Below are 24552 nucleotides of genomic sequence, written 5' to 3'. Positions count from 1 at the left end.
ATGCGACCCCCAGCGGCCGCTCTTGCGCAGCGACCGGGGTGACCATCAGGCAGGCGTGGGTCGCGAGCGCTTGTCGCAACGCCAAGCATCATGGCATCTATATAGGGTCTCGGTCTCGTGTGACAAGCCCTGAAGGCAAAGGACGATGCTGACACTTCACTGCACACCCGAAGCTAACGAAGGCCACCTGCGGCTGCGGCTGGAAAATCACCATGTCGATGCGCTGAGCGGCAACTGGCGGTTGCACCTCAATCTGGTGCGCGGTGTACGCCGTGTGGTCGAGGGGCCGGTGCGCCATCTGAAACAGACCGGCAGCCACTGTCTGCTCGAAATGGCGCAGCCTCTGGCCCCCGGTGAAACGCTGCATTGCGTGCTGGAGCTGGAAGTGGCGGTGGCGCGCGTGAGCAAGCTGCCCCTGGCGGCCTACGCGATATCGCCGGATCGTCTCGACCCCCTGCCGATAATGGTGCGCTGGCCTGGGGCAGAGGTTGGATCCCCCGCTGGCCGCACCGGTGGCGTGCCGGGGTTGATACCCTGGCCGCATTACGTGGAGAGGTTGCCCGGTCACCTGGCGCTGAGCGACGTGATCGCGATCGACTGCGGGCCGCTCCAGGCCCGGGCGGCTGCCGAGTGGCTGCGTCAGGGCCTCGTCGAGCACTGTCGCAGTGACGTGAGCCTGGGGGCGCCGGCCCCGCTTTGCTTTCGTTTGCGTGAGACCCTCGAGCCGGAAGCCTACGAACTCTCGGTAACCCCGGAGGGCGCCAGACTCGAGGCCGGCGATGAGGCCGGTTTTCTGCATGCGGCGGCTACGCTGATGCAGCTGCTGCCGGCGCATCCGGTGAATGATCGCGACGCCGCCTGGTGCCTGCCCAGCGTGCGCATCAGCGATGCCCCGCGTTTCGGCTATCGCGGTCTCATGCTCGACTGTGCGCGGCATTTTCACCCGGTTCAACGCATCCTGCGTCTGCTCGACCTGATGGCGAGACTCAAGCTCAACGTCTTCCACTGGCACCTGACCGATGACGAGGGCTGGCGTCTCGAGATCCGTGCCTTTCCCCAGCTCACCGAAATCGGCGCGTGGCGCGGGCATGGCGAACGCCTCGAGCCGCAATATCTCACCGGCCCCGAGCGTAGTGGCGGCTACTATAGCCAGGACGATGTCAGGCGAGTCGTCGCTCACGCCCAGCGACTCGGTATCGTGATAGTGCCGGAAATCGACATGCCGGCTCACAGTCGAGCGGCGATCCTGGCCCTGCCCGAACTGCTGCGTGACCCTGAGGATCGCTCCGTCTATCTCTCCGACCAGCGCTATTCCGACAACGTGCTTTCCCCAGCGCTGGAGGGCACCTATACCTTCGTCGAGGGCGTGCTCGAAGAGGTCTGCGAATTGTTCCCCGGCCCCTGGGTGCACGTTGGTGGCGACGAGGTGCCCCGCGGGGTCTGGCTTGGCAGCCCGCGTTGCCGGGCATTAATGGAGCGTGAGGGGTATACCCGGGCAGAGGAACTCGGCTCGCATTTCCTGCGCCATGTGCAGCGCTTCCTGGCGGCAAGAGGCAAGCGCATGATGGGGTGGGAGGAGGTGCTGCACGGCCCCGATCTGGATCCCGGTCTGATCGCCTTCGCCTGGACCAGCCAGCGGGTGGTGCCGGCCATGCTGTCGCGCGACGTCCAATTGGTGCTGCAGCCCAGCGAATTCTCCTATTTCGACCTGGCTCAGAGCGGCGACTTCCAGGACCCCGGGCTCAACTGGGCCGGGGAGGTGCCGCTGGCCCAGGTTCATCGCTACGACCCCTGGGCCGACCTGCCCACCGAAGCGGCGGCGCGACAACGATTGCTGGGCGTTCAGGCAGCCCTGTGGACCGAGCTGATCGCCAGCCGCGAGCGCATGGACTATATGCTTTTCCCGCGGCTGACGGCGTTTGCCGAAGTGGCCTGGCACGCGGGTGGACAGCCCGATTTCGAAGATTATCAGGCGCGACTGGCTGCCTACCTGCCGCACCTGGATCGTCTCGGCGTCAATTATCGCCGGCCATAGCGTGCTTAGGCCGTCAGCGCATTCTGATCTGGCCAGGCCGCCTGCGGCTCATGGCGTGCTGCCTTGCGGCGTGTGCTGGACGAGCCCGGCGCTTCCTCGGCCGCTGTTCGTGCCCATTGTACCAGGGGGTCCGTCATCAGGCCTTGCGAGGCCAATAACGGCCCATAGCGTGACTGCAGGCGACGATACCATTCGCCAAAGGCGCCGCGGTAGGTCAGCAACGTGCCGCGCTCGACCAGGGTCCTATGGGCCAGGCGACGGATTGTCACATCGTCGTTAAGCCGTCGGATCTGCCCCGGCTCGTCCCATTCTCCAGGCTTGCCCGGCTGGCTGCGCCGGGTTCCGACGTGCTGACGATAATAGACGCGAGCGCCGGGGGCGGGCACGAAGCCGACATCCTGCATGATGGCACGCAGGATGAATTCGTCGTCTTCCTGGGATGAGAGTTGCCTGTTCCACGGCCCGATGCGCTCGAGCGCACGTCTGGTGAAGAGGTTGCCGTGGATGGGGACGAACCAGCTGCCGCCGATCATGCTTTCGAGCAGTGCATGTGGCGAGCGAATCGGGGCCGGCAGGTGAAGCTGAGCGTCGGTTCGGCCGTCGGCGTCGGTATCGGCATAGCCGGCGTAGCTGATCGCGGCGTCATGTCGGCCGTCCAGGGCGCGTACCAGCTGCGAAATGGCATCGCCGGCCATCAGGTCATCGTCGTCCATAAATAGAATGCAGTCACCTTGTGCCTGGTGCATGCCGCGATTGCGTGCCACCGCGGGTCCTTCGTTGCGCTGGTACCGATAGTGCAGCGCAAGGGCGGAATCGTGCCGCCACTGGCGAGACAGGCACGATACGCGCTGGCGAGTGTCGTCACAGGAACCGTCATCCACCACGACCACCTCCAGCGGGCGATGCTCCTGGTCGGCCAGGCAGGCAAGTGCCTGTTCCAGTAGATGGGCCCGGTTATGGGTGGCGATGACCACTGAGACGCATCTTTCTTGCATGGCTACCTCCTATGCTATATGCAGGCGGCGGCCGGTCCAGGCCCCGACGAGGGGCGAGCAGGAACCCGGCGAAGCGGAGCCTGCCAATCAAGGCCATAGGGACGGGCTGGCGGGCCAGGGAAGGAATAAGGGCTCGCCAGCAGCCATACTAGATATGGCTGGGGTGGAGGATTTCAATACCCGACGAAACGCTTGCCGTACGTGGCGGGCGTTGGCTTGACCGCTCAGCGCTGGTGGCGAGCGCCGTCGAACAGCTCGGCCTTGGCATCTCGCATGACGTTCTCGCAGGCGGCCTGCTGGGCCAGCTGATTGAGCAGGGAGTGGGTGACCTCGAAACCCTTGACCAGGCAGGTGTCGATCTCCTCGGCCGTCACTTCAGGCTCGATATGGCATTCGATCGTCACTGTACGCCCCTTGCCGTCGAGCCTGTCGGCCCAGCGCCGTATGCGCCAGGCAAGCCGCTCGCGCCAGCTCGAGGCCGCGCCAGGCGCTTCGTTCACGGTGAAGTTGCAGTGCCACTCCGGTTTGTAGATTTTCATGAGAACCTCCCGTTCCGGCTGGGAACATCCCGCTGTTTCTCCCTGTTTCCGTCCGTGACGGTCGGGACGCCCGTACCTTCAGCATAGAAGCTATATCCGCTTGGGGCAGGTAAGCGAGTGTGTGAACGGGCATCGGCTCGTCAAGCCAGGCTGTGGAGGGGCATTGGACCAATGGCGTCTCTCTGTCCATGGTTAGAGTATCGGCCAATTCACACTTCATGGATGGAAACGTGAACAAGTTAGCTCGGCGTGTCGTCATTACGACAGGGGCTGTGCTGCTGGTGCTGTTGGGGGCAGTCCTGTATCTCGAATCCGCCTGGTTTCGTGGCTGGCTGGAGAGTCAGGCCAGTGAACAGCTGGGACGCGATGTGGAAATCGGTGGCCATGGCATCGACTGGGGGTTGCCGCTGACCCTGCGGCTCGATGACGTGCGCGTGGCCAATGCACCTTGGGCCGAGGCCCCCATGGCAAGCCTCGATGAGCTGTCGGTAACCCTCGACGTGGGCGCCCTGCTGGGCGGCGAGATCGTGCTGGAGCGGCTCGCCGTGGTACGGCCCGAGGTACGGCTGCTGCGTCGCGAAGATGGCACCACCAACATCGACGATCTGATAGACGAGCCGACCGAGGAGCAGGAAATTGCGCTCTGGCCCGAGACGTTCAGCATCGACCAGGGCCGCTTGGTCTATCGCGATGAGAGCCAGCGGATCGATCTCGACGTTGCGTTCGATACGCCCGGTGAGAGCATCGAGCACCTGAGCGTGGACGTTCGCGGCGAAGGTAGGGTGCAGGGCGAGGCGGCCCTTTTCCAGGGCTTGCTGCATCTCGAACTGGAGGAGCGCCGCGGCGGCCTTGAAGCGTTCCAGGGCCGCCTCGGCGACAGTCGTCTGCGCGGTGCCCTGGCGCTGGATATGGGTCGTGACGTGCCGCGCCTGATGGTTGATCTGGAGGCCGATACGCTCGATCTGAACCGCTGGAGCGAGGCATTGGACGCTGACGCAGGGCCCCCGGAGCGAGAGGCGACCGAGCAGAGGCGGCCGCTTGCCCAGCGCCTGGAGGTGTTGCGCTCGTTCGAGGCCGAGGTCGACCTGGCCATCGGCAGGTTGCAGATCGCCGAGCGTAGTTTTCATGACGTCGCATTCGAAGCTGCGCTGCGGGATGGCCGACTCGCCATCGAGCGGCTGCAGGCGATGGAACCGCTGGGGGATGGCAACGAACGACGGCTGGCACTGCAAGGCCGGGTGCAGGCGCAAGACGATGCCCAGGCCGCGCTGCTGGAGCGAGGGCGTCTCTATTACCGGGACACGGCTCAGCAGGTCGATCTGGAAGCGATTTTCGAGGCGCCCGATGAGCCCGGCGAAGGGCAGCGCCTCCAGGTTCGCGGCGAAGGCCGGCTGCAGGAGGACCCGGTGGATTTCGCGGGCTTGCTGTACCTCGACGTCGAAGCGCTGCGCGGCGGGGTCGAAGGCCTCGAAGCGAACATCGCCGAGAGCCGCCTGGAGGGGAGCCTGGCCTTCGATGTGGGGCGCGAGACGCCCTGGCTGATGGCCGAACTGGAAGGCGATGCGCTCGATCTGGATCGCTGGGGTCTGTTCGAGCAGCGCTCGCCGGAGGAGGCGCCTCAGGAGACGTCGCCGCCGACAGAAGGCGAGTGGGACCAGGGAATCGCCCGGGCTTTGGCGGGGCTGGACGAATTCGAAGCCGAACTCGATCTGGCTCTCGGGCAGCTTCACTACGCCGGCCAGACCCTGCACGATCTGGCCGCCGAGGTGGCGCTGGAAGACGGGCGGCTCACCATTGCCCGGCTGCAGACGCAGCAACAGCTTGGCGACGGGCAGCCGCGCTCGCTCAACGTGCAGGGATGGCTCGAGGCCGACGAGCAGCGTCTGGTGGCGGATCTACAGGCCCAACTGGAGCAAATCGACCTGACCGCGGCGCTTGCCCCGTTCGGTATCGGCGAGGTGGGCACGCTCGACGGGAACCTCAACACCCGGGTCGTCGACGGCGGGCTGCTGCTCGAGAACACCGCCCTGGATTATCAGGCCCCGCAGTGGGGGCTGGCGCTCTCGTTTCGCGCCGACACCCGCACGGAAGGGGTCGAGGGGCAGCGGGTGCATCTGGTCGGCGAGGGCAGCTACGAAGAGGAGCCCTTTGCCTTCGATCTGCTGATCGGGCCGCTGCTGGATCTCACCGACCCCGGTACGCCCTATCCCGTTGCCGGCGAGCTGGCCAGCGGCGACACCCGGCTGTGGATCGATGGCAGTGCCGTGCAGCCCTTCGCGCTGGCATCGGTAGAGGGCAGTGCCCGGCTGGAAGGGCCGAGCCCGGCGGAGCTCACCGATCTCACCGGCATCAACCTGCCTGAGCTGCCACCTTATCGGGTGTCCGGCTACGTGCGTTATCAGGACGATCTGCTCAATATCGATGGCCTCGATGGCGGCTTCGGTGACAGCGACGTGACCGGCGACGTGCGCCTGCGCTTCGGCGAACGCCCCCAGTTGTGGGCTACGCTGGTCTCCCAGCGGCTGGAGGCGGACGATCTGCTGCCGATGCTGGGTATCTCGCCGGAAACGGGGCCGGAAGAGACGGCCTCGCCAGAGCAGGAGCAGTGGGCGGCGGAAGAGGAGCGCGCCGAGATGGTGTTTCCCGATCGTGAGTGGGACCTGGAGGCGCTGCGCAACACCGATATCGTGCTCGACTACGAGGCGGTCGACGTGCAGGCGGAGCACGTGCCGTTCGAGTACCTGGCCCTGGCACTCGAGCTGGAGCAGGGTGTGATGACGGTCGAGCCGCTGCGGTTCGGGCTTGGCGGCGGGCAGGTCAGCGCTTCCTGGGTGCTGGATGCGCGTCAGGCCGCCATCGAGGGAAACCTGCAACTGGCACTGGATCAGGTCAACCTGAGTGCCCTGTTGGACGAAGCCGGTCTGCCCGAAGTGGCCCGCGACACCTTGGGCGTGATCGGCGGGCGGGGCGATTTCCGCTACCGCGGGCGCTCCATGCACGAAGCCATGGCCGGGCTCGATGGTGAACTCGAGCTGGCCATGTCCCAGGGCTGGCTCGACATCATTGCCGCCGAGCTGCTGCCGCTCAACGTGGCCAATGCGTTGGTGGCGGCGCTGACGGGCGAAGATCAGGTGCAGCTGGAGTGCACCTACGTGAGCTTCGTCGTCGACCGCGGCCTGGCCGACCTGGACGAATTCTTCATGGCCACCGAGATCGCTCACTTCGAAGGGGCGGGGGCCATCAACCTGGAGACGGAGCGCATGGATCTGGCCTTTCAGGGGCACAACATCGATCCCACCCTGTTCACCGGCAACTCACCGGTAGAGCTGCAGGGGGCGCTGCGCGATCCGGAAGTGAACGTGATCACCCAGGAGCTGATTGCCCGCGGGGCGCTGTCGCTGCTGGGCGCCGTGGTGGCACCCCCCCTGGCGATCCTGCCATGGGTCGACCCCGGCGGCGGCGAGCAGGTCGGGATGGGCTGTGAACGGGCGCTGGCGGAGTTCGATGAGTGAAGCCGCCGCCTCACTGCGCCTCGTGCCAGGCCTCATGACCGCAGCTCAGGCAGTGGAAGAGCGCTTCGAAGCCGCTGCGGGTATCTGCCGAGCGGCGCAGCGTGCCTTTCTGGTAGGTGAACGAGCGCAGCGAGCAGACCGGGCAGCGGATCTCCTCGTAGCGCAGACGGCGGGGCAGGTCGTCCGGCGCCTGCTCCGCTGACGGAGCGCCTGCATCGCGCAAGCCGTCGAGCTCCGCGTACAGGGTCTTCGCCAGGCGCTGAGCCTCTTCCGCCTGCGCAGGCGCGGCCAGCTCGGCCAAGCGTTCGATGCCTCTCTTCAAGGCGGTCAGGCGTGGTGCGATGTCGGCCATTGGGCTCTCCTGCGTCGCGATTCAGTTCCTGTTCAATCAGCATAACCCGGACTTGCCGATATGACATGCGACGCCTGCCAAGTCATCAACTGCTGGCGGAGCTCTGTGGCGGTCGGCTCGGCCTGCTGAAGGATCTCGTGAATACGGTTGAAGTGCAGTAGTCGGATGCCGTGCGATTCAGGCTTGAGGTAAAGGTCCGGCGGGCGATGATTCAGCCGTTGTCGCGCAATGGACTGCTGCATGATTTTGAAGCTCTGGAGGAGCATCTCGGTCAGGCCCGGTGAGTGACCGGTAAAAGGGTCCCGATTGCCCGACACATCGACGGCAATCACCATGTCCACCTCGTCCTGCAGCAGATCGAATGGCAGGGGATTGGAGGTGCCGCCATCAATCAGCAGCATGTCGAGATGAGGCACGGGGGCGAACAGTCCCGGGACGGCCATGCTGCCTTCAAGGGCGGGGAACAGTGGGCCCTCCTCCAGCACCACGCTGTCGCCCGTCCAGTAGTCGGTCGCCACCACCTGCATTGGGATGCGCAGCTCGCTGAAGTCACGCGCCTCGGTATGCAGCGCCAGGTAGCGGAGAAACCCCATGGAACTGAACAAGCCGCCATCCCCGATGCCGATCTGCAGCAGGTCGACCAGGTCTAGATCCGAACTGGTCAGCCCCGTCAGGGCGTCCAGCGGTGAGCCGGCAACGTCATCGAAAAGGTCGAGGATCTCATCAGCACTCAAGCCTGCGGCATAGAGGCCGCCGATGATCGCGCCGATACTGGTGCCGGCAATCCGGTCCGGCACGATGCCGAGCTCATCGAACACCTGCAGCATGGCAATATGCGCCAAACCATTGGCACCACCCGAACCCAGTGCCAGGCCGATGGTCGGACGGCTTGCTTCGTCTGGGGGCGGAATTGGCTCGGCAGTGGCCCGTTCGGGAGATGCCGCCAGGAGCGTCAGCAACAGGAGGGCGGCCAGTGCCATCCAGGCGGAAAATCCGAACAGACGCTGAGGCCCGATACTGCCCGTTACCGCTCTCCGTCGTGAGGCCATAGCCACCATCGGAATCACCTGCGTCGGTGTGCTGTTTCTTCAGCATAACCCGGACTTGCCGATATGACATGTTGGGCCGACGAACTCACCCGCGCCACGCAGCGATTCACCCGCGCAGCCATTCGTTAGCCGCCGGGGCCGTACTCCAGACACCGTTCCCCCATCGCCGGCCCTTGCAACAGCGCCCTGTTGAGATCACGCAGCGCGCTGCGCAGCCCCTCCTCCAGCACCGGATGGTAATAGGGCATTTCGAGCATGCGCTCGACCCCCATCTTCTGCTCCAGCGCCCAGGCGAGCAGATGGGCAAGATGCTCCACGCGCGGGCCGAACAGCTCGGCACCGAGGAACTGCCCCGAGCCGTGCTCGGCGTACAGGCGCATCAGGCCGCGGTTCTGGCGCATCACCACGGCTCGCCCCTGGTCCTCGAAGGAGGCGCCGCCCTCGGCGATACCCTCACAGCCGAAGCGCTGCCGCGCCTCTTCAAGGCTCAGGCCCACCGTGGCCATCTGGGGGTCGGTGAAGGCGATCGACAGGGGAGTGCTGCGCCGGCCCGCGCGCCGCTCGGGATAGCGCCCGGCATTGTGGCCGGCGATTCGTCCCTGCTGATTGGCCTCGTGCAGCAGCGGCAGCTCCTGGCTGGCGTCACCGGCGATGAACACATGGCTGGCCTCGCCGTCGGCGCGTTGGCACTGCATGGTGAAGCGGTTGTAGAGGGGCACGCCCTCGTCGTTGAGCGCCAGCCCGGCCTTCTCCAACGCGAGGGTGTCGAGGTTGGGGCGCCGCCCGGTGGCCGCCAGCAAGTAGTCGAAGCTTTCGGTCAGGCGCTTGCCGCTGCCACGCTCGCGGAAGGTGATCGCCACCTGCTCTCCGTCGCGCTCGATGGTGTCGACGTCGGCCGCCGGGTCGAGATAGAACGCTGCATTGAAGGTGTGCTCGGCGTAGTCGCGTACGGCCGGGTCCTGGAAGGGGCCGAGCGAGCCGCTCTTGCCGAACAGGCGCAGCCGCACGCCCAGGCGGCTCAGCGCCTGACCCAGCTCCAGCCCGACGATGCCGGCGCCGAACACGGCGAGCGAATCGGGCAGCGTCTGCCACTCGAACACCGCATCGCTGTCGATCAGACGGTCGCCGGCCGGCGCGAAGGCACGCGGGGCCTGGGGACGTGAGCCGGTCGCGATGATGACGGTGCGCGCCCGCAGCAGCAGCTCCTCTCCGACACGTAGCGTGTGAGCGTCCTCGAAGCGGGCCCTTCCCGCGAGCAGGTTGGCGGGTTCGATTTGTTGCATGGACTTGAGCACGCTGTCGACGAAGGCGTCGCGCTCGCGTCTGACCCGCGCCATGACGGCACGGTCGTCGATATCGGCGCGGCCGACCCGGATACCGAAGCCGGCTGCGTCCTCCACCTGATGCGCGCTCTCCGCCGCCGCGATGAGCAGCTTCGACGGCATGCAGCCCACTCGGGCACAAGTGGTGCCGGGCTTACCGTCTTCGATCAGCACCACCTCGTCGTGATACTGACGGGCGGCTTGCCACGCGCTCAGGCCGGCGGTGCCGGCTCCGATGATGGCAACCTCGACGTTGCGCTCCTGCATGACCTTTTCTCCCTGGCACTGGCTACCTCAAAGCCTAGTCGCTGAGTGCCGGCAAGGGTCAATGCAGCTCGAGCTTTCAGGATTTGCGGTTATGGCTGGGCTTGTTCTTCTGACTGGTTGAAGCCATTTTCTCGAGTTCCGCCTCGTCCATGGACTCGTACATCTGCTTCGATGCGCCTTCGAGTTCACTTACCTTCTTCTCTCCGCGCTTGGCGGCAAGTGCAGCACCGGCAGCCATTTGCTGCGCCTGTGATTTGGCTGGCATGGGCTTGCTCCTTTTCGTCGACCGTATCGTCAATTCAAGCGGCCTGATTCCATGGCGCGCTTATCACTGAACTTAGTCGGTGTTTGAGAAGCCTTCCGTTTCAAGATGTTACATGTCTCTGCCGTCAGTATCCGAATACGGTGTTCGCTAATTCCGACAATTTGTCTCGGCCCTGCTCTCGGCTACTGACCCACTCCGTTAATAACTAAAATACGGATACTTGAAGTTGCAAAACTCCTTTGACTGGTCGTGGCCGGCATGATATCTGAACCCTCAAGAAGAAGAACGATAGCGACCTGGCGTGAGTACAAGTCGGTAGTAAGGGACCACCGGAAACATGACGGGAAGCCCCGTCGTATGCTGCAGGGAAGGAGTTGCATGCGCCAGCTCGTTTTTCATGGCCGGTCCCAGGGGGCGGCCACTCAGGTTTGCCACGACGACGTCACCGGTCTGGTCACGCGCCGCTGCGCCGAGCGCCAGCTGGCCGCTGCGCTGGTTCAGGCTGCCGAGCAGGAAGCCGGCGTGGCCGTACTGCATGTCGATGTCGATCGCCTGAAGGAGATCAACCACTCGCTGGGGCGTCCCGTGGGCGATGCCTGCCTGCGACTCATGGCGCAGCGTATCGTCGAGACCGTCGACAGCCGCGGCAGCGTGAGCCGCATGGACAGCGATGAGCTGATGGTCGAGCTGCCGGGGGTGGCGGGACTGGATGACGTGATTCCGTTGGTGGAGAGGCTGCTGGAGCATACCCGCCGACCGCTCGAAATTTCCGGGCAGGTGCTTTTCTCCAGCTGTTGTATCGGCATTGCCCTCTATCCCGACCACGGCGTTACCGTCACCGAGCTGATGCGCCACGCCAACCTGGCCAGGCGCAAGGCACAGGCCAGGGGCGCTTCTCGATACAGTGTCTTCTCGCCGAGCCTGCTGGAAGACGACACTGATCGTGTGCAGCTGCGCTGTGACCTGCGTCATGCCCTGGAGCGGGGAGAAATGACGCTGGTCTACCGCCCCCTGCTCTGTGCGCGTAGCGGACAGGTCGTGGCGATCTCGGCTCAGCCACAGTGGAATTCGCCGCGCTTCGGCGTGCTGGAGCTGTCCAAGTGGACACCGGCAGCCCGCGACAATGGCCAACTGACCGATATCTGTCATTGGGTGCTGAAGCACGCCTGTCGGCATGCCCGCTCCTGGTACGAAGCCGGTTCGGGGCTGCGGGTGCTGGTTGGCGTGCCGGCCGAAGGCGTGGCAGACGAGGGCTTGGTCGAGCGTGTCGAGCAGGCCCTGGCCGAAAGCTGCCTGCCGCCTGGGCTGCTCGAAGTCGAGCTGACCGAGGGCGGCTTGATGCGCGATCCGCATCACGCCAGCCGCATGCTGGGCAGGCTCCAGACCATGGGCGTTCGCCTTGCCATCGACGGCTTCGGCAGCGGCCACTCCATTCTGGGGCATCTCGGCCTGTTTCCGCTCGATACGCTCAAGCTCGATGCGTTGTTCATCAACGACTGCCTCGACAACCCACGCCACCAGGCGATCATCCGCTCGGTCATCGCCATGGCTCACGAACTGGGGATCCGCGTGGCGGCAAGCGGAGTCAGCTCGCGTCGGCAGGTGGATTTCCTGCGTGAGCAGGGCTGCGACCTGCTGCAGGGAAGTCTATGGTCGCGCATGGAATACAGCGACCCGTTGGCGCAAGCCTGGGATTAGCCGGGCAGCAGCGAGGCAACGCGAGTTGCGGGCAAGCCGCTTTCGGCCGACGATGGCATCTCGTTTCCCCAGCCAGCCCTGACAGGAGCCGCCATGCCCATCGTGACCATCCAGCAATTTCCCCGCGACCTGACCCAGAAGCGCGAACTGGCCCAGCGCATCACCCAGGCGTTCGTCGAGGTCTACGGCACCCCGGAGGAGAGCGTGCAGGTCTTCTTCAGTGAAGTGGACGGCGAGAACTGGGCCAAGGCGGGCAAGATGGGCTGCGACCGTCAACAAGGGCAAGGCTGAGGCCAAGGAGGCACACATGCGTCTACAGCATGCTACCTGGCAGGAGGTCGAGGCCTACCTGACCCGCGAGACCGGTATCATCGTACCGATCGGCTCCACCGAACAGCACGGCCCCAACGGTCTGGTGGGAACCGACGCCATCTGCCCGGAAACCGTCGCCTGGGAGGTCGGTGAGCGTCACGGCGTGCTGGTGGCGCCGACCCAGAACCTGGGCATGGCTCAGCACCACCTGGCCTTTCCCGGCACCATCAGCCTGCGTCCCAGCACGCTGATCGCCGTGTTGCGCGACACCGTGCAGTCGTTGTCGCGGCATGGCTTCACTCACGTCTTCTTCCTCAACGGCCACGGCGGCAACATCGCCACCCTGAGTGCGGCCTTTGCCGAGGTCTATGCCGAGCGCAGCCTGCAACAGGCGCCAGGCGGCGAGCTGCATCTCACCACCAACAACTGGTTTGCCGGGCCGCGAGTGCGGGAGCTGGCCGAGTCGCTCTACGGCGATGCGGAGGGCACCCATGCCACCGCCTCGGAGGTCGCGCTCTCCTGGTTCGCCCGCCCCGAGGTGGTGAAGCAGGTCGAGATGTCGCCACGAATCGCCCCCCGCGGCAGCGCCCAGTGCGACGCCGACGAGTTCCGCCGTCGCTTTCCCGACGGCCGCATGGGCTCGGACCCGAGTCTGGCCAGCATCGAACACGGCAAGCGCTTCTTCGAGGCCAGTGTGGACGATGTGTGGGAAGCCTACCGGGCCTTCGCCAAACCCGCTTGACCTTGCAAAGGCTGGCTTGAGTTACCATGGTCATAGGCACAGTGCAGTCGACATGAGTGCCTATGACCTCCGACCCGCAGAAGCCATCGAAAGCCTCACGCCGGGGGCGTTCTCCGCTGGACATGGAGCCCGAGCAGGCCTCGGCGCGCCCGCAGCGTCCGCAGTGGCTGCTGTTCCTGTGGTTTGCCATCGGTATCCTGCTGGTCTTTCATTTCCTCGATGCCGCGGGCGAGCGGCCCCAGGCCGAACTCAGCTACAGCGAGTTTCTCGAGGCCGTGGAGGCCGGGCATGTGGAGGAAGTGACGCTGCGCGGCCAGTCGGTGGAAGGGCGCTTCTCCGAGAGCGGTCGTGAGGCCCGCGATGCCGAGCAGATAGAGGAGTTTCAGACCACCCGGCCCGATGTCGAGGATTCGCGGCTGCTGGAGCGTCTGGAAGCCCATGGCATCCATATTGCCGCGCGGCCCGTCGACCCGCCCTGGTGGCAGCGCGTGCTGCTGGGGGCGCTGCCCTGGATCCTGATCCTCGGCCTGCTGTTCTGGTTCTGGAGCCGCATGCAGCAGCGGGCCATGTCGGGGGGCGGCGGCCTGTTCAGCATGGGCAAGTCGGGTGCGCGTCAGATACGCAGCGAGGAGAGCCCGGTGCGGTTGGCCGATGTGGCCGGCTCCGAGAATGCCAAGCAGGAGGTCGCCGAGGTGATCGACTTCCTCAAGGACCCCCGGCGCTTTCTCGACCTGGGAGCCAAGATTCCCCGCGGCATCCTGATGATGGGGCCGCCCGGTACCGGCAAGACGCTGATGGCCCGCGCCGTGGCGGGCGAAGCCGGGGTGCCGTTCTTCAGCATCAGCGGCTCGGAGTTCATCGAGATGTTCGTTGGCGTGGGCGCCTCGCGGGTGCGCGATCTGTTCAAGCAGGCCAAGGAGCAGGCGCCGGCGGTGATCTTCATCGACGAGCTCGACTCCATCGGCCGCTCGCGTGGGGCCGGTATGGGCGGCGGGCACGACGAGCGCGAGCAGACGCTCAATCAGATCCTGGCCGAGATGGACGGCTTCGAGGTGGAGGAGTCGGTGGTCGTGCTGGCCGCGACCAACCGCCCCGACGTGCTCGACTCCGCGCTGCTGCGCCCGGGCCGCTTCGACCGCAAGATCACCCTGGAGAACCCGTACCGCGAAGCGCGTCGGCGCATCCTGGAAATCCATACGCGCAAGATGCCGCTGGCAAACGACGTCGACCTGGCCAGGCTGGCCGAGATCACCGTCGGCTTCTCCGGCGCCGATCTTGCCAATCTGGCCAACGAGGCGGCGCTCTTCGCCGGTCGCCGCGAGCAGCAGGAGGTCGACTGGGCCTGCTTCGCCGATGCCCGCGATCGCTTGCTGCTGGGCGAGACCAAGGACGTCGGCCTGGCCGAGCATGAGCGGCGTGTGGTGGCCTACCACGAGTCGGGGCATGCCCTGCTGGCCTACCTGCTGCCCAAGGCCGATCCGTTGGAGAAGGTCACCGTACTGCCCCGTGGCCGTGCCCTCGGGGTTACCGCCCAGGTGCCGGACGAGGAGCGCTACAACATGGGGGAGGCGTACCTGCGCGACCGTATCACGGTGATGTTCGGCGGCCGCCTGGCCGAGTCGATCGTGTTCGGTGAGGTCAGCAGCGGTGCGGAAAACGACATCGAACAGGCGACACGCCTGGCGCGCCGGATGGTAGGGCGCTGGGGCATGAGCGAGCGGATCGGGCCGGCAATGTTCTCGGAGAGCCACGAGCATGTCTTCCTGGGCAAGGAGATGGCTCAGGCGCGAGAGCACAGCGAAGCCATGGCAGGGCTGGTCGACGAGGAGGTTCGCCGTCTGCTGACCGAGCAGGAAGCCCGCGGACGTGAACTGCTCGAACGGCATCGCCAGGCGCTGGATACCCTGGCCAGGGAGCTCGAAGCGCGTGAGACCCTGGATGCCGCTGAAATCCGTGAATTGCTCCATGGCCTGGTACCGGCCGAGCAGGAGGGCTGATCGTGCTGCGCGTTGCGTCCACCCTGGCCGGCATCTATGGCCTCGTGGTGCTGTTGGCCTGGTTCTTTCAGGAGCGCCTGCTCTACCTGCCCCACGTGGGGCGCGAGCATGTCGCCACGCCGGCCGAGCGCGGGTTGGGGTGGGAGCAGGTCGAGCTGCAAACCGCCGATGGCGTGCAGTTGGACGCCTGGTGGATACCCGTCGAGGACGCTCGCGGCAAGCTGCTGTTCTTCCATGGCAATGCCGGTAACATCTCGCACCGCCTCGACTCGATCCTGCAGTTCCACCGCCTGGGCCTGTCGGTGTTGATCCTCGATTATCGCGGCTACGGCCGCAGCGAAGGCCGCCCATCCGAAGAGGGCACGGCCCAGGATGCCAGGGCCGGCTGGCGCTGGCTGACCGAGCAGCAGGAGGCGTCTGCCGACGAGATCGTGCTGTTCGGCCGCTCGCTGGGGGCGGCGGTGGCGGCTGAACTGGCGGCCTCGCTGGCGCCGCAGGGGCAGCCGGCAGCGGTGATTCTCGAGTCGCCGTTTCGCTCGGTGCCGGCACTGGGCCAACAGCTCTACCCCTTCCTGCCGGTACGCTGGCTGGCAACGCTGGATTATCCCACCGAGCGTTATGTCACCCATATCGAGTCGCCGCTGCTGTTCATCCACAGCCGCGACGACGAAATCATCCCTTTCTCCGAGGGTGAAGCGGTGTACCGGGCGGCCAATGAGCCAAAGGAACTGCTCACCATTCGCGGTGGCCACAATACCGGTTTCATCGACAGCGAGCCGGATTATTCCGCGGGTATCGACGCTTTTCTCGAGCGTTATGCCGGGCTTCCTCACTGACTCGTCATTCTGGCGTAAAGTGAATGAAAACAGAAGGATAGGCGGCTCTGTAGGGCCGTGATGACATTAAGGTAGCGTCATGAAAAGTAACGCTTCATGTCGGCCGATTGCCGCCGGGTAAGTGGTATTTCGCTGCGCCCGGCGGTGCGAATTGACAGGCTTTCCACGGGTACTATTTTTCGAGTGTCAGCCAAGCAATGAGTCTGCACCGGATTGTTGGCTCAAAGCCCGATTCGCGGGCTGGTCATATCTGACAAAACATGGAGGTGGCGAATGAGCGATACCCATAGCCGTGGGAGTTCGGACGGCCGCGCAAGCTCGGAAGCAAGCGTGGGCAACGGAAGCGGTCAGCCCGGTGTTGACCGTGAGGAGATTCGTCAGCAGGCAGCGGAAGTAGGCGATGAGCTGCGCGACGCCGCCCAACAGCAGGCGGAGAGCCTGCTTGACCGCCAGAAGGCCGCGGCGGTCGATCAGGCCGAGAGATTCACGACGGTACTGCACAAGATGGCCGACGAGTTCGAGCGCCAGGAGCAGCCCTATTTCTCGGGCTGTGTCAGTGAGCTGGCCAAGCGCTCCGACGCCTTTACCCGCAACCTGCGCGAGCGCGACCTGACGACCCTGCTGGAGCAGACCCGCGATTACGGCCGTCAGCACCCCGCCCTGTTTCTGGGCGGTGCGGTCGCAGCCGGCTTCATGCTTTCCCGCTTCCTGCGTAGCTCCAGTCAGGACGACATGCGCAGCCACTAGCCCTCGGGACAGCCCTCACTTCAGCCGAGTGAACAAGGGAGGCGACACCTCATGGATGCGGAAAACCCCATTGATGCAAAAAACAGGGTACGGACGGAGGAATCCTCGATCGGCGTTCTCTTCACCAGCCTGGCGCGGGAAGTGACTGCGCTCGTGCGCAAGGAGTCCGAGCTGGCCAAGGTGGAGATGAGCGAGAAGACCCATCAGGCCATGGGTGCCATCGCATCCATCGCCATTGCCGGGGCGGTACTGCTGTGCGGCTTTCTGGTCCTGCTGGCCGCCGCGGTGTTCGGGCTCAATACCGTGCTTCCCCCTGAAACCACCCCGTGGCTCTCTGCGCTCATCGTCGGCGGAGTCGTGGTGGTGATCGGGCTCATCATGCTCCAGGCGGGGCGCAAGAAGCTCCAGCGTGAAAGCCTGATGCCGACCCGCACGCTGGCCAGTCTGCGGCGCGACAAGGCGCTGGCTCAGCAGCACGAAGAGACGGCCAAGGAGGAGCTCAAATGAGCCAGGACGGTCGGCGCCGTGCCGATGAGATCGAGAGCGAGATCCACCAGGCGCGGGCGCGTCTGGATGAGACCCTTCATCAACTCGAAGCGAGACTTTCTCCCGAGCAGCTTATGAACATGACCTACGATTATCTCCGTCGCGGCGGAGCCGAACGGATCGTCACCAGCCTGGGGCAGCGCCTCAAGGAGACCCCTCTGCCGGTGATGGTGACCGGTATCGGCCTTGGCTGGCTGGTGCTGGCCCAGCGCAAGTCGCACGCGCATCACCACGAGGCGCTGCCGCAGCGGGGCGGCTACCCGGGCGCCACCTTGCCCAGCGCCTCGATGGCGTCATACGACGGTCGCGAAACCGTCAGCGGAGCCGGCACCACCACCCTGGGCCATGACCCGGCGGCGCTCGGCGCCACGCCACGACACGGCAGCGCGGCTCATGACGACGGCAGCGGCATGACACGCAAGGCGCAGCAGATGGCGGAGAACCTGCGTGAGCGGGCCGAACACGCAGGCGGCCGGGCCAAAGATCGGGTGCATCACCTGAGCGACCAGATGCGTGAACGCGCCGCTCATCTCGACGAGCAGCGTCATGCGGCCATGGACGCCGCCTCGTACCGCACACGCGAGGTTGGCAGCCAGACCATCCACTTCGTGCAGGAGCATCCGCTGGTGGCGGGGGCACTGGGCGTCGCCGTCGGTGCGGTGCTGGGCAGCCTGTTTGCACCGACGCGAGTAGAGAATCGCCAGCTGGGCGAACTGCGCGACCGGGCGGTGCAGCGTGCCGAAGAGGCCGGTCAGGAGCAGGCCGAGCGAGCCCAGGAGAAGCTGCACGAAGGCGTGGACCGAGTGAAGGAGGAGCTTCGCGAGCGTGCGCAGGATGGGTCCCAGAGCCGGGCAAGCCACTCCTCGAACGCGGCCAGCTACGTGGAGAATCCTTCCAGCGAAGAGCGCTTCGCCAAGGCGGGTTCACCGACCAAGAGTGGCTCCGATACCCAACAGGGCGAGGCAACGAAGAAGGGTGGAAGCACTCCGCCCGCCAAGGGGAGCTGAAGCTCCACCATTTTACGTAGCAGAGCAGTCAGGCAGACAGTGCCTTGCCGCGCCACCCCCGGTGGGAGTAGCGCGGCTTTTTTCATGCCTAGGCGTCGATCTCGGCGTTGTGGAATACGTTCTGTACGTCGTCCAGGTCGTTGAGCGCATCGAGCAGCTTCTCGAACATGGCCACGTCGTCGCCTGAGAGGGTGGTGGTGGTCTGCGGCACGAACTGGATCTCGTCGGTCTCGAACTCCAGCTCACCGAAGGCATCGATCAGCGCCTGCTTGGCCTTGGCGTACTCGGTATGCGGGGCGAAGACGGTGATGCGGCCTTCCTCGTTCTCGATGTCGGTGACGTCGACATCGGCCTCCATCAAGGCCTCCAGTGCCGCTTCCTCGTCGTCGCCGGGGTAGGCGAGGATGGCGCAGTGGTCGAACATGTGACTGACGCTGCCCGGCGTGCCGAGCTTGCTCTTGGCCTTGTTGAAGCAGGCGCGCACGTCGCCGAAGGTGCGGTTGGGATTGTCGGTCAGGCAGTCGACGATGACCATGCAGTTGCCCGGGCCGAAGCCCTCGTAGCGGGCCGGTGAATAGTCTTCGCCGCCCACGCCGCTGGCCTTGTCCAGCGCCTTCTCGATCACGTGGCTGGGCACCTGGTCCTTCTTGGCGCGCTCCATCAGGCCGCGCAGCGCCAGGTTGCCGTTGGGGTCGGTGCCGCCCTGCTTGGCGCAGACGTAGATCTCGCGTCCGTACTTGCTGTACACCTTGGTCTTGGCGGCGGCCGTCTTGGCCATGGATTCCTTGCGGTTCTGAAAGGCCCTGCCCATAGCGTTTTCCTGTCGAATCGGGTACGAGGCTGGATTCTACGAAACCGGCCCGGCAGGGAACAGCCCTATTTGATCTCCCTGCCTCGGGTGTGATGCGGATCATGTCTACACTGTCGGCATTGGTTCACTCCCGAGGGCTTCTTCATGGACCACCTTCAGTACCGTCATGCCCTGGCCGCACAGCGCGAGGCCAGCGAGCTGGCCTTTGCCGACAGCGAGTTCGAGGCCCGGCAGAGCCGTGTGCGCAACGCCATGGGGGAGGCCGGCCTGGATGCGCTGCTGCTGACGGACCCGTCCGACATCTACTACCTGACCGGCTACAACACCTTCGAGGTGTCGGTGCACGCCTGCCTGGTCTGCTCGCCCGAGCGGCTGACGCTGCAGGTGCCCTCCATCGAGACCGGGCCGGCGGTGGTCACCGCGCGGGTCGACGAGCTGCTGGGCTACCGCTGGGAGGGAATCGGCGAGGTGATCGAACCGCTGGTCGACACCCTGGCGCCGTTTCGCGCCATCGGCCTGGACCTGTACGGTGCGGGGCTGCGCCACGGCGTGCTGCGTGAGCTCCAGGCGCGGCTGGGCGCCGAGCGCTTCCGCGACGATGGCGGCGAGCTGCTCGACCGCATTCGTATCGTCAAGAGCGAGGCGGAGCTCGGCTGTCTGCGCGAGAGCGCCCGTATCACCTCGCTGGGGCTCAAGGCGGCTGCCCGGGTCGCCGCCATTGGCATGCTGGATGGCGACGTGGCGGCCGAAGGCGCCCGCGCCATGCTGGCCGGTGGCAGCGAGTTCATGAGCATGCAGCCCATCGTCACCGTCGGGCCTCGCAGCAGCGTGATTCACCTGAACCATCAGCGCCATCGCATCGCCCCCGGCGAGCCGGTCTTCATGGAGTTTGGCGCCGCCTACCGGCGCTATACCGCACCGATGATGAAGACGCTCATCGCGGGCACGCCCAGCCAGGAGATGCTTAGGACGGGGGAGCTCTGTCGCGACCTGTTCGAGGCGCTCAGGGGGAAGATGCGCCCCGGCAATACGTTCGACGATGCCGCGCGGGCCGCCGCGGAGGTGCTGGCGCCGCACGCCGAACGGGTCTTCTTCTCCGGCGTATTCGGCTACGCCGTGGGGGCGCAGTTCCCGCCCAGTTGGGTGGAGGGCAGCGGTTATATTGCGCGCGGCCAGCAGCGCGAGTTCGAGGCCGGCATGGTCTTCCATCTGCCGTTGTGCCTGCGCATACCCGGCCAGTGGGGCATCGGCCTCAGCGACACCGTACACGTCACGCCGCTGGGGGCTGAGCCTTTGACCGACAACGACTGGCAGCTCGAGAGCAGCGTGCTCTGAACGGGAGAGGCGCCAGGTGAGCGCTATACTCAAGGATGCACACGGCGCGCCAGTCGCTTGGCGCTGCGCCGATGAATGCCTCAACCGAGAGGAGGAGGACGCCATGACTCAGACCGTAACGGCGACCTATCAGGACCTGATGAAGGCAGCGAATGCCTACGACGAGTTGGTTTCTGAGGGCTTCCCGCGGGAGAAGCTCTATTTCGACAAGGAGGCCAGCCAGATCAAGGTGATCGTGCCGGACGACTCCAAGCCCGAAGCGGAAAAGATTCTCAGCCGGCATCAGCCGGACGACCTCTGGGCCCGCCCCTACGAAGCCCATTGAACGTTGGAGCTGGATGCGCCGGGCCGGTCAGGCGACGCTCAGCGGTGAGCCTTGTTCTTGGCCTGGTCATCCAGTTCGCTGGCCCGGCGATACGCCGGGCGGCTGCTGACCCGCGCCCAGTAGTCGGCAAAGGCAGGGCAGGGGCCCAGGCCGCCGTATTTCAGCCCCCAGCCGATATGCGCGCCGAGATAGACGTCCGCGGCGGTGAACTGGGGGCCGGCAATGTACTCGTGTTCGCTGACGGCGATCTCCAGCGTATCCAGCACGGCTTCGATACTGCCGTAGCCGACCCGGCCCTGTTGATCGACGTTGGGTTCCATGCCCAGGTCACGATCCGTCATGGCGGCTTCTAGCGGACCGGCGGCAAAGAACAGCCAGCGGTAGTAGGGGCCGCGCTCGGCCAACGGCGGCGCCAGGCCCGCTTCCGGAAAGGCATCGGCCAGGTAAGCGCAGATGGCGGCGCACTCGGTCACGATCGTCTCGCCGTGACGTATGGCCGGGACCTTGCCCATGGGATTGATGGCCAGAAAGGCGGGCGACTTCATGGCGGGACCGAACTCGACGACTTCCGTACGATAAGGCGCACCGATCTCCTCCAGCATCCAGCGGGCAATGCGCCCCCGCGATACGGGATTGGTGTAGAGGATGAGGGTATCCGACATGGCAGCGCTCTCCTTGGGCTCTCCCCAAGATAGCAGTCTTCCTAAGAGGATGTAGCCGGACGGTTAAACGCAAGCTCACGCGGGGTCGAGCAGGCGCGGCCCGGCACCCTCCTCGGCCAGTTCGTCTTCTGGATTGCGCAGCGGACACTCGTCCATCGACAGGCAGCCGCAGCCGATGCAGTGGTCGAGCTGGTCGCGCAGTTGGGTGAGCCGCACGATCCTGTCGTCGAGCGCCTGGCGCCAGCTCGCCGATAGCTTTTGCCAGTCGGCGGCGGTCGGCGCGCGGGATTCCGGCAGTGCCTCGAAGGCAGCGCGAATCTCGCCCAGGGTGATGCCGGTGCGCTGAGCGACCTTGATGATTGCCACGCGGCGCAATACGTCGCGCGAGAAGCGTCGCTGGTTGCCTGCGTTGCGTCGGCTTCTGATCAACCCCTTGGCTTCGTAGAAGTGAATGGCGGAGACTGCCAACCCGCTGCGCCGGGCGACCTCTCCGACGCTGAGTTCGCGATGCAGCAGCGCGGGACCCTTGCGTTTGCCCGACGGCTTTCGGAGAGGTGTGCTCGAAACATCGCAGGGGGTGGAGTCGCTCATCGTCGCAGTGCCTCGTCAGTTATTTCTTTTAAAATAATTTATCAGCTTCATTGATATAAACGATCAGGAAGTTTGATTGTGCATTCTTCCACAATGCTCGTATGGTTTTCGCTTCCCTTTTTCACGTGTTGTCCATGAAGGTTTCATGAACTCCTTGACCTCAATCTAAGTTTAGGTTTTAGCCTGCTTCCTGTCATTGGATCGAATCCTGCTTGATACAAAGTTTTCTTAAGTATTCTTGACGATGGAGTTGTCATGTTCCGTTACTTCGAGAGATTGGTGAACCCCTACCCTTCAGGGCAGGCCGGTACTCCACCCAAGGGACTATTCAAGTTCATCCTGCACTTCTCACGTCCGGTATTGCCGTTGCTGCTGGCCATGTCGCTGGTCACTGCCATGGTGTCGGCCGCCGAGGTGGTGTTCTTCGGCTATATGGGTGAGCTGGTGGATTGGCTGGCCAATGCCGAACGCGAAGGTTTCTTCGCCGAGTACGGCTGGCGCCTGGCGGGCATGGCGGCGCTGGTGGTGGTAGGCCTGCCGCTGCTGGTGCTGCTGCAGTCGCTGCTCTCGCACCAGGGCATCTTCGGCAACTACCCGATGCTCGGGCGCTGGCTGGCGCATCGTCACATGCTGAGCCAGAGCCTGGCCTTCTACCAGGACGAATTCGCCGGTCGCGTATCGCAGAAGGTGATGCAGACGGCGCTGGCGATCCGCGAGACGGTGACCAAGCTGCTGGGCCTGATGGTCTACGTGCTGGTCTACTTCATCGGTGCCATGTGGCTGATGGGCGGTGCCGAACCCTGGCTGATGGTGCCGCTGGTGGCGTGGCTGGTGGGCTACGGCACGATCATGTGGGTCTTCGTGCCGCGGCTGCGCCGGGTCTCCATGGAGCAGGCCGACGCCCGTGCGCGCATGACCGGGCGCATCGTCGACAGTTACAGCAACATCCAGACCATCAAGCTGTTCGCCGATACCCAGCGCGAGCAGGCCTACGCCCGCGACGCCATGGAGCAGTTCATGGTCACGGTGCACCGGCAGATGCGCCTGGCCACGCTGCTCTCGGTCTCGTTGACGGTGCTCAACTCCTTGCTGCTGGCCAGCGTGGCCGCCATTGCCATCGGGGCCTGGTATTTCCAGGCCATGTCACTCGGCGCCATTGCCGTGGCCATCGCCCTGGTCATGCGCATTCGCTTCATGTCCGACTGGATCATGTGGGAGGTGGCAGGGCTGTTCGAGAACATCGGCACGGTGCAGGACGGCATCAATACCATCGCCCGTGAGCCCACGGTCAAGGATCTGCCCGGTGCGGCGATGCTCAGCGTGCCCCGCGGCGAGATCCGCTTCGAGTCGCTGCGTTTCGGCTACGACCGGCCCGACGGCGCGCAGGCCCGCGTTTTCGACGGCATGAGCCTGACCGTGGCGCCGGGCGAGAAGGTCGGCTTGATCGGCCGCTCCGGCGCCGGCAAGTCGACCCTGGCCAACCTGCTGCTGCGCTTCTACGACCTGGAAGGCGGCCGCATCCTGATCGACGGGCAGGACATCGCCGAGGTCAGCCAGGAGTCGCTGCGGCGCAAGATCGGCATGGTGACCCAGGACACCTCGCTGCTGCACCGCTCGGTGCGCGACAACATTCGCTACGGCAGCCCCGAGGCCACCGACGAGCAGGTGCTGGAAGCGGTGCGTCGGGCCCATGCCGAGTTCATCTTCGAACTGGTCGATCACAAGGGGCGGCGCGGCCTCGACGCCCATGTCGGCGAACGTGGCGTCAAGCTCTCCGGCGGCCAGCGCCAGCGCATCGCCATCGCCCGGGTGCTGCTCAAGGATGCGCCGATCCTGGTGCTCGACGAGGCCACTTCGGCGCTCGATTCCGAGGTCGAAGCGGCCATTCAGGAGCAGCTCGACACCCTGATGGTGGGCAAGACGGTCATCGCCATCGCACACCGGCTGTCGACCATCGCCATGCTCGATCGACTCATCGTCATCGACGAGGGACGCATCGTCGAGAGCGGTACCCACCGCGAGCTGCTGGCGCTCGATGGCCTCTACGCCTCGCTGTGGCGGCGTCAGTCCGGCGGTTTCCTGGGGCTGGACACCGAGGAGAGCGAGCGGCAGGAAAGCCCGTTGAACGCGGAGTCGTGAGTCGGGCACAACCATAGGCAACGAAGGAGGGGGTGAACATGCAAGGCGTGGAACGTGAAGTCATCAACCCGCGGGGCGTGCCCAATACCCTGCAGTACGGCTTCAGCCAGGCGGTGATGGTCAAGGGCGGCTACCGTGTGCATCTCTCGGGACAGGTGGGGGTGGATGCCCACGAGTGCCTGGTGGGGCCCGACCTGGAAGGGCAGACCTTTGCCGCGTTGGACAACATCGAGGCGATTCTCGGCACGCTGGGCGGCGACCTGTCCCACGTGGTGATGCTGCGCATCTATATCGCCGAGCCCGCCCGCTACGATCAGGAAGGGGTGGTGGAGGCACTGCGCTCGCGCTTTCCCAAGTCGCCACCGGCCTCTTCCTGGGTGATCGTCAGCGGTCTTTCCGAACCGGAATGGCTGATCGAGATAGAGGCCGAGGCGGTGCTGCCGGAGCTGCCCTGAAGCGATACGGGAA

Annotated in this window: 23 protein-coding genes; 14 read left to right on the top strand and 9 right to left on the bottom strand. The window is 65.2% G+C overall.

Annotation, left to right across the window (positions count from 1 at the left end; translation table 11 throughout):
* Positions 1 to 145: 145 nt before the first annotated feature.
* Positions 146 to 2035 (top strand): beta-N-acetylhexosaminidase, encoded by a 1890-nt coding sequence (locus C4S71_RS12935; protein WP_103969401.1) that lies wholly within the window; start codon positions 146 to 148, stop codon positions 2033 to 2035.
* A gap of 5 nt (positions 2036 to 2040) precedes the next feature.
* Here the strand turns inward: C4S71_RS12935 and C4S71_RS12930 are convergent, their stop codons facing one another.
* Together C4S71_RS12930 and C4S71_RS12925 are read right to left on the bottom strand one after the other, a co-directional pair.
* Positions 2041 to 3030 (bottom strand): glycosyltransferase family 2 protein, encoded by a 990-nt coding sequence (locus tag C4S71_RS12930; RefSeq protein WP_086511257.1) that lies wholly within the window; start codon positions 3028 to 3030, stop codon positions 2041 to 2043.
* A 224-nt stretch (positions 3031 to 3254) separates the two neighbouring features.
* Positions 3255 to 3569 (bottom strand): hypothetical protein, encoded by a 315-nt coding sequence (locus tag C4S71_RS12925; protein ID WP_086511258.1) that lies wholly within the window; start codon positions 3567 to 3569, stop codon positions 3255 to 3257.
* 230 nt (positions 3570 to 3799) lie between these two features.
* Between C4S71_RS12925 and C4S71_RS12920 the strand changes: the two genes are divergently transcribed.
* On the top strand, positions 3800 to 7081 hold the full coding sequence (locus C4S71_RS12920; RefSeq protein WP_160113389.1) for an AsmA family protein: 3282 nt from the start codon (positions 3800 to 3802) through the stop codon (positions 7079 to 7081).
* Between the two features lie 10 nt (positions 7082 to 7091).
* On the opposite strand, the gene C4S71_RS12915 is transcribed toward C4S71_RS12920, so the two are convergent.
* The 4 genes from C4S71_RS12915 to C4S71_RS12900 all read right to left on the bottom strand — a co-directional run bounded on the left by C4S71_RS12915 (position 7092) and on the right by C4S71_RS12900 (position 10336).
* Positions 7092 to 7433 carry a hypothetical protein gene (locus tag C4S71_RS12915; RefSeq protein WP_086511260.1) on the bottom strand — a complete coding sequence of 114 codons (342 nt, stop codon included), beginning with the start codon at positions 7431 to 7433 and terminating at the stop codon, positions 7092 to 7094.
* A 32-nt stretch (positions 7434 to 7465) separates the two neighbouring features.
* Positions 7466 to 8413 (bottom strand): patatin-like phospholipase family protein, encoded by a 948-nt coding sequence (locus C4S71_RS12910; RefSeq protein WP_200825291.1) that lies wholly within the window; start codon positions 8411 to 8413, stop codon positions 7466 to 7468.
* 194 nt (positions 8414 to 8607) lie between these two features.
* Positions 8608 to 10071: a dihydrolipoyl dehydrogenase gene (locus C4S71_RS12905; RefSeq protein WP_103969398.1), complete on the bottom strand. Its 1464-nt coding sequence runs from the start codon at positions 10069 to 10071 to the stop codon at positions 8608 to 8610.
* Positions 10072 to 10147: 76 nt separating this feature from the next.
* The gene (locus C4S71_RS12900; RefSeq protein WP_010629922.1) at positions 10148 to 10336 is read right to left on the bottom strand and encodes a DUF3008 family protein; all 189 of its coding nucleotides are present in this window, start codon (positions 10334 to 10336) and stop codon (positions 10148 to 10150) included.
* Between the two features lie 378 nt (positions 10337 to 10714).
* On the opposite strand from C4S71_RS12900, the gene C4S71_RS12895 reads away from it, so the two are divergent.
* From C4S71_RS12895 to C4S71_RS12860, 8 genes are all read left to right on the top strand, one after another.
* The gene (locus C4S71_RS12895) at positions 10715 to 12034 is read left to right on the top strand and encodes a putative bifunctional diguanylate cyclase/phosphodiesterase (protein ID WP_160113388.1); all 1320 of its coding nucleotides are present in this window, start codon (positions 10715 to 10717) and stop codon (positions 12032 to 12034) included.
* Between the two features lie 93 nt (positions 12035 to 12127).
* Complete coding sequence (locus C4S71_RS12890) at positions 12128 to 12325, top strand: tautomerase family protein (RefSeq protein WP_086511264.1); 198 nt, start codon at positions 12128 to 12130, stop codon at positions 12323 to 12325.
* A 16-nt stretch (positions 12326 to 12341) separates the two neighbouring features.
* Entirely contained in the window at positions 12342 to 13088 is a 747-nt protein-coding gene (locus C4S71_RS12885; RefSeq protein ID WP_103969396.1) for a creatininase family protein, read from the top strand.
* Positions 13089 to 13150: 62 nt separating this feature from the next.
* On the top strand, positions 13151 to 15085 hold the full coding sequence (gene ftsH, locus C4S71_RS12880) for an ATP-dependent zinc metalloprotease FtsH (protein WP_086511266.1): 1935 nt from the start codon (positions 13151 to 13153) through the stop codon (positions 15083 to 15085).
* Positions 15086 to 15087: 2 nt separating this feature from the next.
* Entirely contained in the window at positions 15088 to 15921 is an 834-nt protein-coding gene (locus tag C4S71_RS12875; protein ID WP_103969395.1) for an alpha/beta hydrolase, read from the top strand.
* Positions 15922 to 16194: 273 nt separating this feature from the next.
* The gene (locus C4S71_RS12870; protein ID WP_103969394.1) at positions 16195 to 16668 is read left to right on the top strand and encodes a hypothetical protein; all 474 of its coding nucleotides are present in this window, start codon (positions 16195 to 16197) and stop codon (positions 16666 to 16668) included.
* Between the two features lie 51 nt (positions 16669 to 16719).
* Positions 16720 to 17175, top strand: a complete 456-nt coding sequence (locus tag C4S71_RS12865; protein WP_086511269.1) for a phage holin family protein — start codon at positions 16720 to 16722, stop codon at positions 17173 to 17175.
* On the top strand, positions 17172 to 18221 hold the full coding sequence (locus C4S71_RS12860) for a DUF3618 domain-containing protein (RefSeq protein ID WP_103969393.1): 1050 nt from the start codon (positions 17172 to 17174) through the stop codon (positions 18219 to 18221). The genes C4S71_RS12865 and C4S71_RS12860 overlap by 4 nt, the downstream gene beginning before the upstream one ends.
* A gap of 88 nt (positions 18222 to 18309) precedes the next feature.
* Here C4S71_RS12860 and C4S71_RS12855 read toward each other — a convergent pair whose 3' ends face one another.
* Entirely contained in the window at positions 18310 to 19032 is a 723-nt protein-coding gene (locus C4S71_RS12855) for a YebC/PmpR family DNA-binding transcriptional regulator (protein WP_086511271.1), read from the bottom strand.
* Positions 19033 to 19176: 144 nt separating this feature from the next.
* Here C4S71_RS12855 and C4S71_RS12850 point away from each other — a divergent pair, with 144 nt between their 5' ends.
* Together C4S71_RS12850 and C4S71_RS12845 are read left to right on the top strand one after the other, a co-directional pair.
* Positions 19177 to 20367 carry a M24 family metallopeptidase gene (locus C4S71_RS12850; protein WP_103969392.1) on the top strand — a complete coding sequence of 397 codons (1191 nt, stop codon included), beginning with the start codon at positions 19177 to 19179 and terminating at the stop codon, positions 20365 to 20367.
* Positions 20368 to 20470: 103 nt separating this feature from the next.
* Positions 20471 to 20692 (top strand): hypothetical protein, encoded by a 222-nt coding sequence (locus C4S71_RS12845; RefSeq protein WP_010629912.1) that lies wholly within the window; start codon positions 20471 to 20473, stop codon positions 20690 to 20692.
* A 38-nt stretch (positions 20693 to 20730) separates the two neighbouring features.
* Here the strand turns inward: C4S71_RS12845 and C4S71_RS12840 are convergent, their stop codons facing one another.
* Together C4S71_RS12840 and soxR are read right to left on the bottom strand one after the other, a co-directional pair.
* Complete coding sequence (locus tag C4S71_RS12840) at positions 20731 to 21354, bottom strand: glutathione S-transferase family protein (protein ID WP_103969391.1); 624 nt, start codon at positions 21352 to 21354, stop codon at positions 20731 to 20733.
* 75 nt (positions 21355 to 21429) lie between these two features.
* A complete protein-coding gene (gene soxR, locus C4S71_RS12835; protein WP_086511274.1) occupies positions 21430 to 21945 on the bottom strand; it encodes a redox-sensitive transcriptional activator SoxR in 516 nt (171 codons plus the stop codon).
* Between the two features lie 255 nt (positions 21946 to 22200).
* Between soxR and C4S71_RS12830 the strand changes: the two genes are divergently transcribed.
* Positions 22201 to 24084: an ABC transporter ATP-binding protein gene (locus C4S71_RS12830; RefSeq protein ID WP_086511275.1), complete on the top strand. Its 1884-nt coding sequence runs from the start codon at positions 22201 to 22203 to the stop codon at positions 24082 to 24084.
* A gap of 38 nt (positions 24085 to 24122) precedes the next feature.
* A complete protein-coding gene (locus C4S71_RS12825) occupies positions 24123 to 24539 on the top strand; it encodes a RidA family protein (RefSeq protein ID WP_176342922.1) in 417 nt (138 codons plus the stop codon).
* The last annotated feature ends 13 nt before the right edge of the window (positions 24540 to 24552 follow it).

Origin of the sequence: Billgrantia desiderata, assembly GCF_900108215.1 — a bacterium.
Lineage (GTDB): Bacteria > Pseudomonadota > Gammaproteobacteria > Pseudomonadales > Halomonadaceae > Halomonas > Halomonas desiderata.
This window is presented reverse-complemented; position numbering and strand designations above follow the sequence as displayed.

Bases quoted from the DNA above. Each gene is read 5' to 3' on its own strand.
- C4S71_RS12915 (WP_086511260.1), bottom strand. From the start codon at position 7,433: ATGGCCGACATCGCACCACGCCTGACCGCCTTGAAGAGAGGCATCGAA.
- C4S71_RS12885 (WP_103969396.1), top strand. From the start codon at position 12,342: ATGCGTCTACAGCATGCTACCTGGCAGGAGGTCGAGGCCTACCTGACC.
- C4S71_RS12910 (WP_200825291.1), bottom strand. From the start codon at position 8,413: ATGGCACTGGCCGCCCTCCTGTTGCTGACGCTCCTGGCGGCATCTCCC.
- C4S71_RS12890 (WP_086511264.1), top strand. From the start codon at position 12,128: ATGCCCATCGTGACCATCCAGCAATTTCCCCGCGACCTGACCCAGAAG.
- C4S71_RS12865 (WP_086511269.1), top strand. From the start codon at position 16,720: ATGGATGCGGAAAACCCCATTGATGCAAAAAACAGGGTACGGACGGAG.
- ftsH (WP_086511266.1), top strand. From the start codon at position 13,151: ATGACCTCCGACCCGCAGAAGCCATCGAAAGCCTCACGCCGGGGGCGT.
- C4S71_RS12905 (WP_103969398.1), bottom strand. From the start codon at position 10,071: ATGCAGGAGCGCAACGTCGAGGTTGCCATCATCGGAGCCGGCACCGCC.
- C4S71_RS12895 (WP_160113388.1), top strand. From the start codon at position 10,715: ATGCGCCAGCTCGTTTTTCATGGCCGGTCCCAGGGGGCGGCCACTCAG.
- C4S71_RS12925 (WP_086511258.1), bottom strand. From the start codon at position 3,569: ATGAAAATCTACAAACCGGAGTGGCACTGCAACTTCACCGTGAACGAA.
- C4S71_RS12845 (WP_010629912.1), top strand. From the start codon at position 20,471: ATGACTCAGACCGTAACGGCGACCTATCAGGACCTGATGAAGGCAGCG.
- soxR (WP_086511274.1), bottom strand. From the start codon at position 21,945: ATGAGCGACTCCACCCCCTGCGATGTTTCGAGCACACCTCTCCGAAAG.
- C4S71_RS12825 (WP_176342922.1), top strand. From the start codon at position 24,123: ATGCAAGGCGTGGAACGTGAAGTCATCAACCCGCGGGGCGTGCCCAAT.
- C4S71_RS12900 (WP_010629922.1), bottom strand. From the start codon at position 10,336: ATGCCAGCCAAATCACAGGCGCAGCAAATGGCTGCCGGTGCTGCACTT.
- C4S71_RS12840 (WP_103969391.1), bottom strand. From the start codon at position 21,354: ATGTCGGATACCCTCATCCTCTACACCAATCCCGTATCGCGGGGGCGC.
- C4S71_RS12855 (WP_086511271.1), bottom strand. From the start codon at position 19,032: ATGGGCAGGGCCTTTCAGAACCGCAAGGAATCCATGGCCAAGACGGCC.
- C4S71_RS12930 (WP_086511257.1), bottom strand. From the start codon at position 3,030: ATGCAAGAAAGATGCGTCTCAGTGGTCATCGCCACCCATAACCGGGCC.
- C4S71_RS12850 (WP_103969392.1), top strand. From the start codon at position 19,177: ATGGACCACCTTCAGTACCGTCATGCCCTGGCCGCACAGCGCGAGGCC.
- C4S71_RS12860 (WP_103969393.1), top strand. From the start codon at position 17,172: ATGAGCCAGGACGGTCGGCGCCGTGCCGATGAGATCGAGAGCGAGATC.
- C4S71_RS12830 (WP_086511275.1), top strand. From the start codon at position 22,201: ATGTTCCGTTACTTCGAGAGATTGGTGAACCCCTACCCTTCAGGGCAG.
- C4S71_RS12935 (WP_103969401.1), top strand. From the start codon at position 146: ATGCTGACACTTCACTGCACACCCGAAGCTAACGAAGGCCACCTGCGG.
- C4S71_RS12870 (WP_103969394.1), top strand. From the start codon at position 16,195: ATGAGCGATACCCATAGCCGTGGGAGTTCGGACGGCCGCGCAAGCTCG.